Annotated in this window: 14 protein-coding genes; 13 read left to right on the top strand and 1 reads right to left on the bottom strand. The window is 71.0% G+C overall.

Going from position 1 to position 12,885, the window contains the following annotated elements; genetic code table 11:
• Positions 1-41 precede the first annotated feature (41 nt).
• From ACWC2T_RS10005 to ACWC2T_RS09945, 13 genes are all read left to right on the top strand, one after another.
• Positions 42-1,376, top strand: a complete 1,335-nt coding sequence (locus ACWC2T_RS10005; protein WP_450669886.1) for a hypothetical protein — start codon at positions 42-44, stop codon at positions 1,374-1,376.
• A 448-nt stretch (positions 1,377-1,824) separates the two neighbouring features.
• Complete coding sequence (locus tag ACWC2T_RS10000; protein WP_450669885.1) at positions 1,825-2,397, top strand: GNAT family N-acetyltransferase; 573 nt, start codon at positions 1,825-1,827, stop codon at positions 2,395-2,397.
• A gap of 127 nt (positions 2,398-2,524) precedes the next feature.
• Entirely contained in the window at positions 2,525-2,608 is an 84-nt protein-coding gene (locus tag ACWC2T_RS09995; RefSeq protein ID WP_310739661.1) for a putative leader peptide, read from the top strand.
• A 126-nt stretch (positions 2,609-2,734) separates the two neighbouring features.
• On the top strand, positions 2,735-4,435 hold the full coding sequence (locus tag ACWC2T_RS09990) for a nitrite/sulfite reductase (RefSeq protein WP_450669884.1): 1,701 nt from the start codon (positions 2,735-2,737) through the stop codon (positions 4,433-4,435).
• Positions 4,432-4,614, top strand: coding sequence for a hypothetical protein (locus tag ACWC2T_RS09985; RefSeq protein ID WP_450669883.1), 183 nt, complete (start codon positions 4,432-4,434; stop codon positions 4,612-4,614). Before ACWC2T_RS09990 ends, ACWC2T_RS09985 begins: the two co-directional genes overlap by 4 nt.
• Positions 4,611-5,324 (top strand): phosphoadenylyl-sulfate reductase, encoded by a 714-nt coding sequence (locus ACWC2T_RS09980; RefSeq protein ID WP_450669882.1) that lies wholly within the window; start codon positions 4,611-4,613, stop codon positions 5,322-5,324. The genes ACWC2T_RS09985 and ACWC2T_RS09980 overlap by 4 nt, the downstream gene beginning before the upstream one ends.
• Before the next feature lie 38 nt (positions 5,325-5,362).
• On the top strand, positions 5,363-5,899 hold the full coding sequence (cysC, locus tag ACWC2T_RS09975; RefSeq protein WP_450669881.1) for an adenylyl-sulfate kinase: 537 nt from the start codon (positions 5,363-5,365) through the stop codon (positions 5,897-5,899).
• On the top strand, positions 5,896-6,831 hold the full coding sequence (cysD, locus tag ACWC2T_RS09970; protein ID WP_450669880.1) for a sulfate adenylyltransferase subunit CysD: 936 nt from the start codon (positions 5,896-5,898) through the stop codon (positions 6,829-6,831). Before cysC ends, cysD begins: the two co-directional genes overlap by 4 nt.
• A 2-nt stretch (positions 6,832-6,833) precedes the next feature.
• A complete protein-coding gene (locus tag ACWC2T_RS09965; RefSeq protein ID WP_450669879.1) occupies positions 6,834-8,168 on the top strand; it encodes a sulfate adenylyltransferase subunit 1 in 1,335 nt (444 codons plus the stop codon).
• Positions 8,169-8,406: 238 nt separating this feature from the next.
• Positions 8,407-9,516 carry an aliphatic sulfonate ABC transporter substrate-binding protein gene (locus tag ACWC2T_RS09960; RefSeq protein WP_450669878.1) on the top strand — a complete coding sequence of 370 codons (1,110 nt, stop codon included), beginning with the start codon at positions 8,407-8,409 and terminating at the stop codon, positions 9,514-9,516.
• 37 nt (positions 9,517-9,553) lie between these two features.
• Positions 9,554-10,333: an ABC transporter ATP-binding protein gene (locus ACWC2T_RS09955; protein WP_450669877.1), complete on the top strand. Its 780-nt coding sequence runs from the start codon at positions 9,554-9,556 to the stop codon at positions 10,331-10,333.
• Complete coding sequence (locus tag ACWC2T_RS09950; RefSeq protein ID WP_450669876.1) at positions 10,320-11,204, top strand: ABC transporter permease; 885 nt, start codon at positions 10,320-10,322, stop codon at positions 11,202-11,204. The genes ACWC2T_RS09955 and ACWC2T_RS09950 overlap by 14 nt, the downstream gene beginning before the upstream one ends.
• 1 nt (position 11,205) lies before the next feature.
• Positions 11,206-11,955, top strand: coding sequence for a sirohydrochlorin chelatase (locus tag ACWC2T_RS09945; protein ID WP_450669875.1), 750 nt, complete (start codon positions 11,206-11,208; stop codon positions 11,953-11,955).
• A 28-nt stretch (positions 11,956-11,983) separates the two neighbouring features.
• Here ACWC2T_RS09945 and ACWC2T_RS09940 read toward each other — a convergent pair whose 3' ends face one another.
• Entirely contained in the window at positions 11,984-12,292 is a 309-nt protein-coding gene (locus ACWC2T_RS09940) for a hypothetical protein (RefSeq protein WP_208898074.1), read from the bottom strand.
• Positions 12,293-12,885 lie beyond the last annotated feature (593 nt).

The raw sequence follows: 12,885 nt of genomic DNA, 5'->3' as shown, positions 1-12,885 counted from the left end.
GCGCGCCACGGCGGCGAAGGAGCCCCGGAGAAGGGGACGAGATGAAGCATCGCGGCAGACACCGCCGGCGCAGGCGGGGCGCTGCACTGCGCGCGGTCCTGACCGGGACCGCGCTGGCGCTCACCGCGGCCGCCACCCTGATCAGCGTCTCCCAGGCGGACGTCACCGACGGCCCCGGTGCGCTGAGGCCGCTCTCCTCCCTGGCGGACACCGGTCGGCTGCGGCTCCAGGAGCAGCTGACGCCCGCCCGCACACTGGACCGGCTCTCCGCCGCGATGGGCCGCCCGGTCGGCGTGGACGCCGTGCTGGCGAGCGCCGACCGCGCGATGCGCACCTCCGCCGACTGCTCCTCCGCCGACCGCGCGTCCCTGCCGGTCACCCCGGCCGCCGCCCGCGCCTACTGCTGGGACCCGGCCGACTCCACCGGCGCCGACTGGCGGCCGGCGTCGCTGACCACCTCCGGGGACGCCGACGACGACGGTGTCTGGGGCACCCACCGGGTGGTGCTCGCGGGCTGGACCCACAGCACCTCCGGCGGCCGTTCCGACGAGCGGGGGCTGGCCAGGGTCGCCTTCGTGAACGCCGACGACCCCGCGCGCCTCGCCTATCGCTGGGTGCTGCTGGTGGTGCCGGTCGACGGCGGCCGTGACTACCGGGGGCTGGCCTCCGGGATCTCCGGGATGGTCTGGTACCAGGACAAGCTGCTGGTCACCGCGAGGTCCGGCGGCGCCGACGCACTGTATGTGTACGACCTCGACCGGATCCAGCGCGTCGGCGTCGACGGGCCGGCGATCGGCCGGGTGCCCGGCGGCTGGTCCGCCGACGGCTACCGCTATGTGATGCCCGCGATCGGCTCGTACCGCTTCACGGGGGGCCGCTGCGGCCGTTCCGGCCCGCCCTGTCCCGGTGCGCTCGCCCTCGACCGGAGCAGCGTGCCGGACAGCCTGGTCGCCGCGGAGTGGACCGCGCCGGACGGCGACCGGAGCGCCCGGCTGTGGCGGTATGCGTTCAGCACGTCTCCGGCGCACGAGGGGCTGCTCGCCACGGACACCGCGGGGCGGGCGACGGCGGTGGAGGCGTACCGGACCCGGGCGGCCGGGATCCGGGGGGTGCTGTCGTATCGGCAGCCCGGGGCGGACGACGCGTCCTGGTATGTGGGACGCCTGCCCGGCTCACGGGACGGGCACGGCGGGCTGTGGCGGCAGGACGCCGAGGGCGCGAAGGCGGCGCACTGCGGGGCGGACGGCTCCCACCGCTGCTGGGCCGAGGCGGCGGGCTCCCTGTCCTACTGGCAGGCAACGGGCGAGGTCTGGTCCCTGTCGGACCGGATGCTCTTCGCCCTGCCCCTGGCAGAACTGGACCATTCCCTGAGCTGACGGCCCCGCCTGACCACACCCTGGACCGACCCCACACGGCAAACGGCCCCTGGACCGGGCATGCCACCCCACCGGCCCCCAGGCCGACCCCACCACCGATCCGGCCCGCGAGGTGACCCGCTCACCGAACCACTCCCTGGCCAGCCCCCAAACTGAGCCCTCTGCGTGGCCCCAGCCACCGAACCACCCCCACCGACAAGCCAGCCCCCGGGCCGGTCCCGCCACCCAACCGGCCCCCGGACCGCCCCCACCACCGATCCGGCCCATGAGGTGACCCACCCGCCGGACCGGCCCGGCCTCCTCCCCCCAGCGAGCCACGCCCAGAGCACGCCGCGAGGCGACCGCTCGCCGGACCAGTCGCCGTGCCAGCCCCTGGGATGGGCTCGCCCGTCCATCAGGTGACCTGGTCCGTCGACAGATCCGGCGGCGGGATGGTTCCCTGGCCCGCATGAGCAGCGTTCCTGTCACCACCTGGTCCCTGGAGCAGACCTCGCCGGCCGACCTCCTGCCCGCCGGCGCGCCCGAGGGCGACGTGCGGATCGTCCGCGCCGAGGTTCCCTCCCCCGAGTTCAGCCGCTTCCTGTACGCCTCGGTCGGCGGCGACATCCGCTGGACCGACCGGCTGGGCTGGACGTACGCGCAGTGGCAGGAGCAGCTGGACCGGCCCGGCGTGGAGACCTGGGTGGCCTACGACCGCGGCACCCCGGCCGGCTATGTGGAGCTGGACCCGCAGGACGAGGGCGTGGTCGAGATCGTCTATTTCGGGCTGGTTCCGGCGTTCCGCGGCCGGCGTATCGGCGGTCATCTGCTGTCGTACGGTACGGCCCGCGCCTGGGACCTCGCCGAGCGGTGGCCGGGGCGGACGCCGACGAAGCGGGTGTGGCTGCACACCTGCAGCCTGGACGGCGAGTTCGCCATGGACAACTACACGCGGCGCGGCTTCAAGCTGTTCGACACGAAGGTCGAGCTGGAGCCCGACGTGGCGGCGCCGGGGCCGTGGCCGGGCGCATACCCGGCCTGACCTGCCGGGACAAGCCTTCCCGCACGGCATGTGAGCGACAACACCCTCGTCCCACATTCCGGGACAAGGGTGTCCGCATGATGGATAAAGCTGGACTGTGTCCAGATCGCCGTGACACGCTTCCGACATGCCTGGAACTGGAATTGCCTTGGTGAGTCGGCGGCACGTCGACCTCGGCCGCATGTCCAGCGCCATCTGTCCGGCGAGCTGACCGCCCCAGCACCGCCGCGAACCCCCCTGCCTGTTTTTCCTTGCGCAACGCCGCGCACGCCTGCCCGCGTGCGCGCATCTGTGCAGGTCAGAGCCGATTCCCACCGGTCCCGAAGGACGTAGAACCATGGCCGCCACTCCGCCGAACCCCGCCGCCTCCGCGCCCCGCCGCAAGGTGAGCCGTCACCGTGGTGAGGGTCAGTGGGCGGTGGGTCACTTCACCCCGCTCAACGGCAACGAGCAGGTCAAGAAGGACGACGACGGTCTCAATGTGCGGACACGCATTGAGACGATCTACTCCAAGCGCGGTTTCGACTCGATCGACCCCAGCGACCTGCGGGGCCGGATGCGCTGGTGGGGGCTGTACACCCAGCGCAAGCCCGGCATCGACGGCGGCAAGACCGCGGTGCTGGAGCCGGAGGAGCTGGACGACCGCTACTTCATGATGCGGGTACGCATCGACGGCGGCGCGCTGACCACCCAGCAGCTGCGGGTCATCGGTGAGATCTCCCAGGAGTTCGCGCGCGGCACCGCGGACATCACCGACCGGCAGAACGTCCAGTACCACTGGATCCGGATCGAGGACGTGCCCGAGATCTGGGAACGGCTGGAGGGCGTGGGCCTGTCCACCGTCACCGCCTGCGGTGACACCCCGCGTGTGATGATCGGGTCCCCGGTGGCGGGCATCGCCGAGGACGAGATCATCGACGCCACCCCCGCGCTGGAGGAGATGAAGCGCCGCGTCCTGAACAACAAGGCGTACTCGAACCTCCCGCGCAAGTTCAAGACGGCCATCTCGGGCTCGCCGCTGCTGGACGTCGTCCACGAGATCAACGACGTGGCGTTCGTCGGTGTACGGCACCCCGAGCACGGCCCGGGCTTCGACCTGTGGGTCGGCGGCGGTCTGTCCACCAACCCCAAGCTGGGCGTGCGGCTCGGCGCCTGGGTGCCGCTGGAGGAGGTCGCGGACGTCTACGAGGGCGTCATCTCGATCTTCCGTGACTACGGCTACCGCCGGCTGCGCAACCGGGCCCGGCTGAAGTTCCTCGTCGCCGACTGGGGCGCGGAGAAGTTCCGTCGGGTGCTGGAGGACGAGTACCTGGGCGGGCGAAAGCTGATCGACGGGCCCGCCCCGGAGCAGCCCGCGCAGCAGTGGCGCGACCACATCGGTGTGCACCGGCAGAAGGACGGCCGTTACTACGTCGGTTTCGCCCCGCGCGTCGGCCGCGTCGACGGCGCCACGCTGACGAAGATCGCCGATCTCGCGGAGGCGCACGGCTCAGGCCGGGTGCGCACCACCGTCGAGCAGAAGATGATCGTCCTCGACGTCGAGCAGGACAGGGTGGACTCGCTGGTCGAGGGGCTTCAGGCGCTGGACCTCACCGCCCGGCCGTCCTCCTTCCGGCGCGGCACCATGGCCTGCACCGGCATCGAGTTCTGCAAGCTCGCCATCGTCGAGACCAAGCAGCGCGGCGCCACGCTGATCGACGAACTGGAGCGCCGCCTGCCGGACTTCGACGAGCCGATCACCATCAACCTCAACGGCTGCCCGAACGCCTGCGCCCGTATCCAGGTCGCGGACATCGGTCTCAAGGGCCAGCTGGTGCTGAACGACAAGGGCGAACAGGTCGAGGGCTACCAGGTGCACCTCGGCGGCGCGCTCGGCCTGGAGGCGGGCTTCGGCCGCAAGGTGCGCGGATTGAAGGTCACCGCGGAGGAGCTCCCCGACTACATCGAGCGGGTGCTGAAGCGCTTCCAGGCGGAGCGCACGGACGGCGAGCGCTTCGCGACCTGGGCGGCCCGTGCTTCTGAGGAGGCGTTGTCGTGAGCGAGCGTGCCGCGCCCTTCTACTGCCCCTACTGCGGCGACGAGGACCTGCGTCCGCATGAAGCGGGTCATGGCGCCTGGGAATGCGGGGCGTGCAACCGCGCATTCCAGCTGAAGTTCCTCGGGCTGCTGGCCCGGGGCCTTCAGCGAGCCGACAACGGAGGGGACGACGGGATATGACGACGGCTCAGGAACAGCAGCGTACGGCCGAGGAGTTGAAGGCACTCGCCGAGCGGGCGGGCCGTGACCTGGAGGACGCCTCCGCCCTGGAGATCCTCCAGTGGGCGGTCGACACCTTCGGGACGAAGTTCTGCGTCACCTCGTCCATGGAGGACGCCGTGGTCGCCCATCTCGCCTCCCGCGTGCTCAAGGGCGTCGACGTGGTCTTCCTCGACACCGGCTACCACTTCCCGGAGACCATCGGCACCCGTGACGCCGTCGAGGCGGTGATGGACGTCAACGTCATCACCCTCACGCCGAAGCAGACGGTCGCCGAGCAGGACGCGGAGTACGGCCCCAGGCTGCATGACCGCGACCCCGACCTGTGCTGCGCGCTGCGCAAGGTCAAGCCGCTCGAAGAGGGGCTGAAGGGCTACCAGGCGTGGGCGACCGGCCTGCGCCGCGACGAGTCCCCGACCCGGGCGAACACCCCGGTCGTCGGCTGGGACGAGAAGCGGCAGAAGGTCAAGATCTCCCCGATCGCCCGCTGGACGCAGGACGACGTGGACGCCTACGTCACCGAGCACGGCGTGCTCACCAACCCGTTGCTGATGGACGGCTACGCCTCCATCGGCTGCGCCCCGTGCACCCGCCGGGTCCTTCAGGGCGAGGACGCGCGCGCCGGCCGCTGGGCGGGCCGCGCCAAGACCGAGTGCGGACTGCACGGATGACGACCCATCAGAGCCTTCAGGATCTTCAGGAGAACGACGTGACGACCGGAGCCACCGTCTGGCTCACGGGTCTGCCGAGCGCCGGCAAGACCACCATCGCGCATGAGCTGGCCGGCCGGCTGCGTGCCGAGGGCCACCGGGTCGAGGTGCTCGACGGCGACGAGATCCGCGAGTTCCTCTCGGCGGGCCTCGGCTTTTCCCGCGAGGACCGGCACACCAACGTGCAGCGCATCGGTTTCGTCGCCGAGCTGCTCGCCCGCAACGGCGTCAAGGCCCTGGTGCCGGTGATCGCGCCGTACGCGGACAGCCGGGAGGCGGTACGCAAGCGGCACGCGGAGAACGGGACGTCGTACCTGGAGATCCACGTGGCGACGCCGGTCGACGTGTGCAGCGTGCGCGATGTGAAGGGGCTGTACGCCAAGCAGGCCGCGGGCGAACTGACCGGGCTCACCGGGGTCGACGACCCCTATGAGGAGCCTTCGACGCCCGACCTGCGGATCGAGTCGCAGCACCAGACCGTGCAGGAGTCCGCGGCGTCGGTGTACGCCCTGCTGAGCGAGAGGGGACTGGCATGACGACCGTGGCCAAGGTCGAGGGCGGTACGGACAGCCCGTACGCCCTGTCGCACCTGGACGCGCTGGAGTCCGAGGCGGTGCACATCTTCCGCGAGGTGGCGGGCGAGTTCGAGAACCCGGTGATTCTCTTCTCCGGCGGCAAGGACTCGATCGTCATGCTGCACCTGGCGCTGAAGGCGTTCGCCCCGGCGGCGATCCCCTTCTCCCTGCTGCATGTGGACACCGGACACAACTTCCCGGAGGTCCTTGAGTACCGGGACCGTGTGGTCGCCGCACATGGGCTGCGCCTCCATGTGGCCTCCGTCCAGGACTACATCGACCGGGGTGTGCTCAAGGAGCGGGCCGACGGCACCCGTAACCCGCTGCAGACGCTTCCACTGACGGAGAAGATCCAGAGCGAGAAGTTCGACGCAGTGTTCGGCGGCGGACGCCGGGACGAGGAGAAGGCCCGCGCCAAGGAGCGGGTGTTCAGCTTGCGCGACGAGTTCTCCCAGTGGGACCCGCGTCGCCAGCGCCCCGAGCTGTGGAACCTGTACAACGGCCGGCACGCCCCCGGCGAGCACGTCCGGGTCTTCCCGCTGTCGAACTGGACCGAGCTGGACGTGTGGCAGTACATCGCCCGGGAGGGCATCGAGCTGCCGCAGATCTACTTCGCGCACGAGCGCGAGGTGTTCGCCCGGGGCGGCATGTGGCTGACGGCCGGTGAGTGGGGCGGCCCGAAGGACGGCGAGAGCGTGGAGAAGCGCCAGGTCCGCTACCGCACCGTCGGTGACATGTCCTGCACCGGTGCCGTCGACTCCGACGCCACCACGCTGGACGCCGTGATCGCCGAGATCGCCGCCTCCCGGCTCACCGAGCGGGGCGCGACCCGCGCCGACGACAAGCTGTCCGAGGCCGCGATGGAAGACCGCAAGCGCGAGGGGTACTTCTAAGCATGAGCACGACCACGACCGAGGCGCTCTCGGCCACCACGCTGCTGCGGTTCGCCACCGCCGGCTCCGTCGACGACGGCAAGTCCACGCTCGTCGGACGCCTCCTGCACGACTCCAAGTCGGTCCTCGCCGACCAGCTGGAGGCCGTGGAGCGGGCCTCCGCGAGCCGCGGCCAGGACGGCCCGGACCTCGCCCTGCTCACCGACGGCCTGCGCGCCGAGCGGGAGCAGGGCATCACCATCGACGTGGCGTACCGCTACTTCGCCACGCCCCGGCGCCGGTTCATCCTGGCCGACACGCCCGGCCATGTGCAGTACACCCGCAACATGGTCACCGGTGCGTCCACCGCCGAGCTGACCGTGATCCTGGTCGACGCCCGCAACGGCGTGGTCGAGCAGACCCGCCGGCACGCGGCGATCGCGGCCCTGCTGCGGGTCCCGCACGTGGTCCTCGCCGTCAACAAGATGGACCTCGTCGGGTACGAGGAGTCCGTGTTCGCCGCGATCGCCGAGGAGTTCACGGCGTACGCGACCGAGCTGGGCGTGCCCGAGGTCACCGCGGTCCCGATCTCGGCGCTGGCCGGTGACAACGTGGTGGAGCCGAGCGCGAACATGGACTGGTACGGCGGCCCGACGGTGCTGGAGCACCTGGAGACCGTGCCGGTCAGCCACGACCTGGCGCACTGCCACGCCCGGCTGCCCGTGCAGTACGTGATCCGGCCGCAGACCGCCGAGCACCCCGACTACCGGGGCTACGCGGGCCAGATCGCGGCGGGCACCTTCCGGGTCGGCGAGGAGGTCACGGTGCTGCCGTCCGGGCGGACGACGCGGATCTCCGGTATCGACCTGCTGGGCGAGCCGGTGGACGTGGCGTGGACGACGCAGTCGGTGACGGTCCTGCTCCAGGACGACATCGACGTCTCGCGCGGCGACCTGATCGTGCCGACGAAGGACGCGCCGGCGACCACTCAGGACGTGGAGGCGACCGTCTGCCATGTGGCCGACGCCCCGCTGACCGTCGGCCACCGGGTGCTGCTCAAGCACGGCACCCGCACGGTCAAGGCGATCGTGAAGGACATCCCGTCCCGGCTCACCCTCGACGACCTGTCCCTGCACCCGCACCCGGGACAGCTCGTCGCCAACGACATCGGCCGGGTGAAGATCCGTACCGCCGAGCCGCTGCCGGTCGACTCCTACGCCGACTCACGCCGCACCGGCTCCTTCATCCTGATCGACCCGAGCGACGGCACCACGCTCACCGCGGGCATGGTCGGCGAGTCGTTCGCCACCCCCGAGCCGGTCAAGGACGAGTCCGAAGACGACGGCTGGGACTTCTGAGCATGAACACGACCGACGTCTACTCGACGTTCGCCAAGGAGGGCGGCCGCGTCGGCAGCGGCGCCCTCGGCAGCGGGCAGGGCGGGGTGGCGCGATGTGTGCGCTGACGTACGCGCACCGCTCGCGCGCCCTGGCCCCCCACCCGGCGTCGTCCCGGACACGACGAAGACCCTTTGCCGAACTCCCGGCCACGACCTGAGAGACCGTGACCGCCGGGCCAACGAGAGGAACCCCTCCCGTGCCTGCCAACCGCTCAAAGTTCCTGCGTCGCGGCATAGCCGCGCTCGCCGCCCTTCCCCTGCTCACGCTCGCCGCCTGCGGTTACGGCTCCCAGGCCAAGAAGGACGACACCGCGAAGGTCGCCGCCGGCGCCAAGAAGATCGACGGACTCGACTCCGTCAAGATCGGGTACTTCGGCAACCTGACGCACGCCACCGCGCTGGTCGCCAACCAGAAGGGCTTCTTCCAGAAGGAGCTGGGCGCCACCAAGGCGGACTACGCCACCTTCAACGCCGGGCCGTCCGAGATCGAGGCCCTCAACTCCGGCTCCATCGACATCGGCTGGATCGGCCCCTCCCCCGCGATCAACGGCTACACCAAGTCGAACGGCAAGAGCCTGAAGATCATCGGCGGTTCGGCGTCCGGCGGTGTGAAGCTGGTCGTCAACCCGAAGAAGATCTCGTCCCTCAAGGACGTCAAGGGCAAGAAGATCGCCACCCCTCAGCTGGGCAACACGCAGGACGTGGCGTTCCTCAACTGGGCCGCGGAGCAGGGCTGGAAGGTCGACGCGCAGAGCGGCAAGGGTGACGTCACGGTCGTCCGCAGCGACAACAAGGTCACCCCGGACGCGTTCAAGGCCGGATCGGTCGACGGCGCCTGGGTGCCGGAGCCGACCGCGTCCAAGCTGGTCGCCGAGGGCGGCAAGGTGCTGCTGGACGAGTCCTCGCTGTGGCCGGACAAGAAGTTCGTGATCACGAACATCATCGTGCGGCAGGCCTTCCTGAAGGAGCACCCGAAGGCGGTCGAGGCGGTGCTGAAGGCCTCGGTCGAGGCCAACAAGTGGATCAACGCCAACCCGGAGGCGGCGAAGGCGGCGGCGAACAAGCAGCTGGGCATCGACTCCGGCAAGGAGCTGCCGGCGAAGGTCCTCGACCCGGCGTGGAAGTCCATCCAGTTCACCGACGACCCGCTGGCCTCCACCCTCAGCACCGAGGCGGCGCACGCGGTCAAGGCCGGCCTGCTGACCAAGCCGGACCTGAAGGGGATCTACGACCTGACGATCCTCAACAAGGTCCTCAAGGCTTCCGGTGACAAGCCGGTCGACGCGGCCGGTCTCGGCACCAGCTGACGCCCCTTCCCGATGAGCTTCCCAGGAGGTGACGACCATGGCCACGACCCTCGCCAAGGCCGCTGAGTCGGTCGAATACGCCGCACGCCTCGAGCACGTCTCGAAGTCGTATCCGACACCCGGCGGGCAGCAGCTCGTCCTGGACGACATCAGCCTCGATGTCGCGCCGGGCGAGTTCGTCACCCTCCTGGGGGCCTCGGGCTGCGGCAAGTCCACCCTGCTGAACCTGGTGGCGGGCCTGGACCGGCCCACCGCCGGGTCCATCACCACGGACGGCCGCCCGGCCCTGATGTTCCAGGAGCACGCCCTGTTCCCGTGGCTGACCGCGGGCAAGAACATCGAACTCGCCCTGAAGCTGAGGGGAGTTCCCAAGTCCGAGCGGCGCGGCAAGGCCGAGGAGCTGCTCGAACTCGTCCGGCTGAAGGGCGCGCACGGCAAGCGTGTGCACGAACTGTCGGGCGGCATGCGGCAGCGGGTGGCGATGGCCCGCGCGCTGGCGCAGGAGAGCAGTCTGCTGCTGATGGACGAGCCGTTCGCGGCGCTGGACGCCATCACCCGGGACGTGCTGCACGACGAGCTGACCCGGATCTGGTCGGAGACGGGGCTGTCCGTGCTGTTCGTGACGCACAACGTGCGCGAGGCGGTGCGGCTCGCGCAGCGGGTCGTGCTGCTGTCCTCCCGTCCGGGCCGGGTGGCCCGCCAGTGGGAGGTCGACATTCCGCAGCCGCGCCGCATCGAGGACGCGCCCGTGGCGGAACTGTCCCTGGAGATCACCGAAGTCCTGCGTGGGGAGATCCGCCGCCATGGCCAGCACTGAGACGACGACCGTCGCTGAGACGGGGAGTGTGGAGGCGGGCCTCGACGCGCTGGAGACCGCGCAGCCGGGCCGCCCACCGCTGAGGAAGACCCTGGTCGACAAGGTCCTGCCGCCGATCACCGCGATCGTGGTGGTGCTGGTGGTCTGGCAGGGCCTGATCACCCTGAAGTTCGTCGACGATCCGACCAAGCTGCCCACGCCGGGCGCGGTCTGGCATGCCTTCCGCAACGACTGGCTGCAGGGCAAGCTGCTCGGTTACATCTGGACCAGCGTCTCGCGCGGTCTGCTCGGCTTCTGCTTCGCGCTGGTGATCGGCACCCCGCTGGGTCTGCTGGTGGCGCGGGTGAGGTTCGTGCGCGCGGCGATCGGCCCGATCCTGTCGGGTCTGCAGTCGCTGCCGTCGGTGGCGTGGGTGCCGCCCGCGGTGATCTGGCTGGGCCTGAACAACTCCATGATGTACGCGGTGATCCTGCTCGGCGCCGTGCCGTCCATCGCCAACGGCCTGGTGTCCGGCGTGGACCAGGTGCCGCCGCTGTTCCTGCGGGCGGGCCGCACGATGGGCGCCACGGGCCTGAAGGGCACCTGGCACGTCACCCTGCCGGCCGCGCTGCCGGGGTATGTGGCGGGCATGAAGCAGGGCTGGGCCTTCTCCTGGCGCTCCCTGATGGCCGCGGAGATCATCGCCAACTTCCCCGACCTGGGCACGGGCCTCGGCCAGCTGCTGGAGAACGCCCGCACCGCCAGCGACATGGCCATGGTGTTCGAGGCCATCCTGCTCATCCTGTTCGTCGGTATCGCCATCGACCTGCTGATCTTCAGCCCGCTGGAGCGGTGGGTGCTGCGCAGCCGCGGCCTGCTGGTGAAGGGCTGACATGACCAGGCCGGTTCTCCTCGTCATCGCCCACGGCAGCCGTGATCCGCGGCATGCGGCGACCGTGCACGCCCTCGTGGAGCGGGTACGGTCGCTGCGGCCGGGGCTGCGTGTGGAGACCGGCTTCCTGGACTTCAACGTGCCGTCCGTGCACGGGGTGCTGGAATCTCTTGCGGCGGACCGCGTCCAGGACGTGGTCGCGCTGCCCCTGCTGCTGACCCGCGCCTTCCACGCCAAGGCCGACATCCCCGCCGTGCTGCGGGAGTCGTCGGCCCGGCTGCGGATCCGGCAGGCGGATGTGCTGGGCCCGTCGCCGCTGCTGCTGGCGGCGCTGGAACGGCGGCTGTACGAGGCGGGGCTGACGCCCGCCGACAAGTCCTCGACCGGGGTCGTGCTGGCCTCGGCGGGGTCCACCGACCCGGAGGCGATCGCAGTGATCGCCGACATCGCGCGGGAGTGGTGGCACACCGGTTGGTGCGCCGTGCGGCCTGCGTTCGCCTCCGCTGGATCTCCCACGGGGTTCCCGCGCACCGAGGACGCCGTACGGGAACTGCGCGCCCTCGGCTGCGAGCGGGTCGCCGTCGCGCCGTACGTCCTGGCCCCCGGCTTTCTGCCGGACCGCATCGCGCGGGGCGCGGCCGGGGCGGACGTACTGGCGGACGTGCTGGGCCCGGCGCCTGAGGTGGCGCGGGTGCTGCTGGAACGCTACGACGGGGCGCGCCGGCCGGCCCTGACGGCCCTGGGCGCCTGACCGTTCCCCGGCCCCGGCCCTGCCGGGCTCACAGGCCGAGCGCCTGCAGGAGGTGCTGGGTGTAGGTGAGGCTGGCGGTGCCCGCGCCCGCCGTGATGGCGACGTTCTCCAGTGCGGTGCGGATCCGGCCCCGGTTGGGCGGCAGGCCGTCCTCCGCGGACAGCGCCAGCTCCGCCTGGATGACCTCCCCGTTCCCGGCGATCCCCGGGTACTCGGCCCGCAGGGCCCCGGTCAGCCGGTCGGCGACGTCCATGAGGGTTTCGAGGTCGGGTGTGCCGTTCCTGGGGTCGATACGGGCGAAATAGGCGGGTGTGTGCCCGAAGTCGTAGGTGCTCATGTCCTGTCCTCGCTTGTCATCCGAAGGAGCCTTCGGGGGTGGGGGGTGGCTACGGCTTCGGCGCGGGCGACCAGGCTGTGGTTGCCGAAGATGAAGGTGCTGAGGCGGCTGACGTTACAGATGATGCGGGGAGGAGCACCGCGCGTGCGGTGCGGTGGACCAGGGTCCGGCCAGCCGCGATACCGCCGATTGGGCTGAAAATCGCCACCCGTCCGGGTGATCGGGGTCCGTTGACCGGGCCGCGGAGGGCACGGCGGGCGTTCCGTCTCCGGGCCGCCTCTGTCACCGTCGTACCGCGGACGTGCCCGTGATGCTCTGCCCGTCACGCTCATCCGTCCCCTCGCCCCTTCCGGTCGCCCCTCCGGCCGTCTGCGCGCCTCACCCTAGGGACAACGAGAGGGGTTTGTCGCGGCGTTCGGCGAGGGCTGGCCTTCGGGGACGGGGGCGTGGTAAAGGGCTGCCGCCGGGTCCGGCGCTCCCCTGCGACGTCGGACCACGGCGGCTCGTGGTCTTCTGCGTCGGCCCCGGCCCGCGCGTCACACGAGCGGCGAAGCCGACGCGATCGAGGGACCGTTATCAGCCAACCCGGTTGC

Source organism: Streptomyces sp. NPDC001393, from assembly GCF_053597455.1.
This window is presented reverse-complemented; position numbering and strand designations above follow the sequence as displayed.

Coding starts and splice junctions, on each gene's coding strand:
- ACWC2T_RS10005 (WP_450669886.1), top strand. CDS start 42: ATGAAGCATCGCGGCAGACACCGCCGGCGCAGGCGGGGCGCTGCACTG.
- ACWC2T_RS10000 (WP_450669885.1), top strand. CDS start 1,825: ATGAGCAGCGTTCCTGTCACCACCTGGTCCCTGGAGCAGACCTCGCCG.
- ACWC2T_RS09995 (WP_310739661.1), top strand. CDS start 2,525: ATGCCTGGAACTGGAATTGCCTTGGTGAGTCGGCGGCACGTCGACCTC.
- ACWC2T_RS09990 (WP_450669884.1), top strand. CDS start 2,735: ATGGCCGCCACTCCGCCGAACCCCGCCGCCTCCGCGCCCCGCCGCAAG.
- ACWC2T_RS09980 (WP_450669882.1), top strand. CDS start 4,611: ATGACGACGGCTCAGGAACAGCAGCGTACGGCCGAGGAGTTGAAGGCA.
- cysD (WP_450669880.1), top strand. CDS start 5,896: ATGACGACCGTGGCCAAGGTCGAGGGCGGTACGGACAGCCCGTACGCC.
- ACWC2T_RS09965 (WP_450669879.1), top strand. CDS start 6,834: ATGAGCACGACCACGACCGAGGCGCTCTCGGCCACCACGCTGCTGCGG.
- ACWC2T_RS09955 (WP_450669877.1), top strand. CDS start 9,554: ATGGCCACGACCCTCGCCAAGGCCGCTGAGTCGGTCGAATACGCCGCA.
- ACWC2T_RS09950 (WP_450669876.1), top strand. CDS start 10,320: ATGGCCAGCACTGAGACGACGACCGTCGCTGAGACGGGGAGTGTGGAG.
- ACWC2T_RS09945 (WP_450669875.1), top strand. CDS start 11,206: ATGACCAGGCCGGTTCTCCTCGTCATCGCCCACGGCAGCCGTGATCCG.
- ACWC2T_RS09940 (WP_208898074.1), bottom strand. CDS start 12,292: ATGAGCACCTACGACTTCGGGCACACACCCGCCTATTTCGCCCGTATC.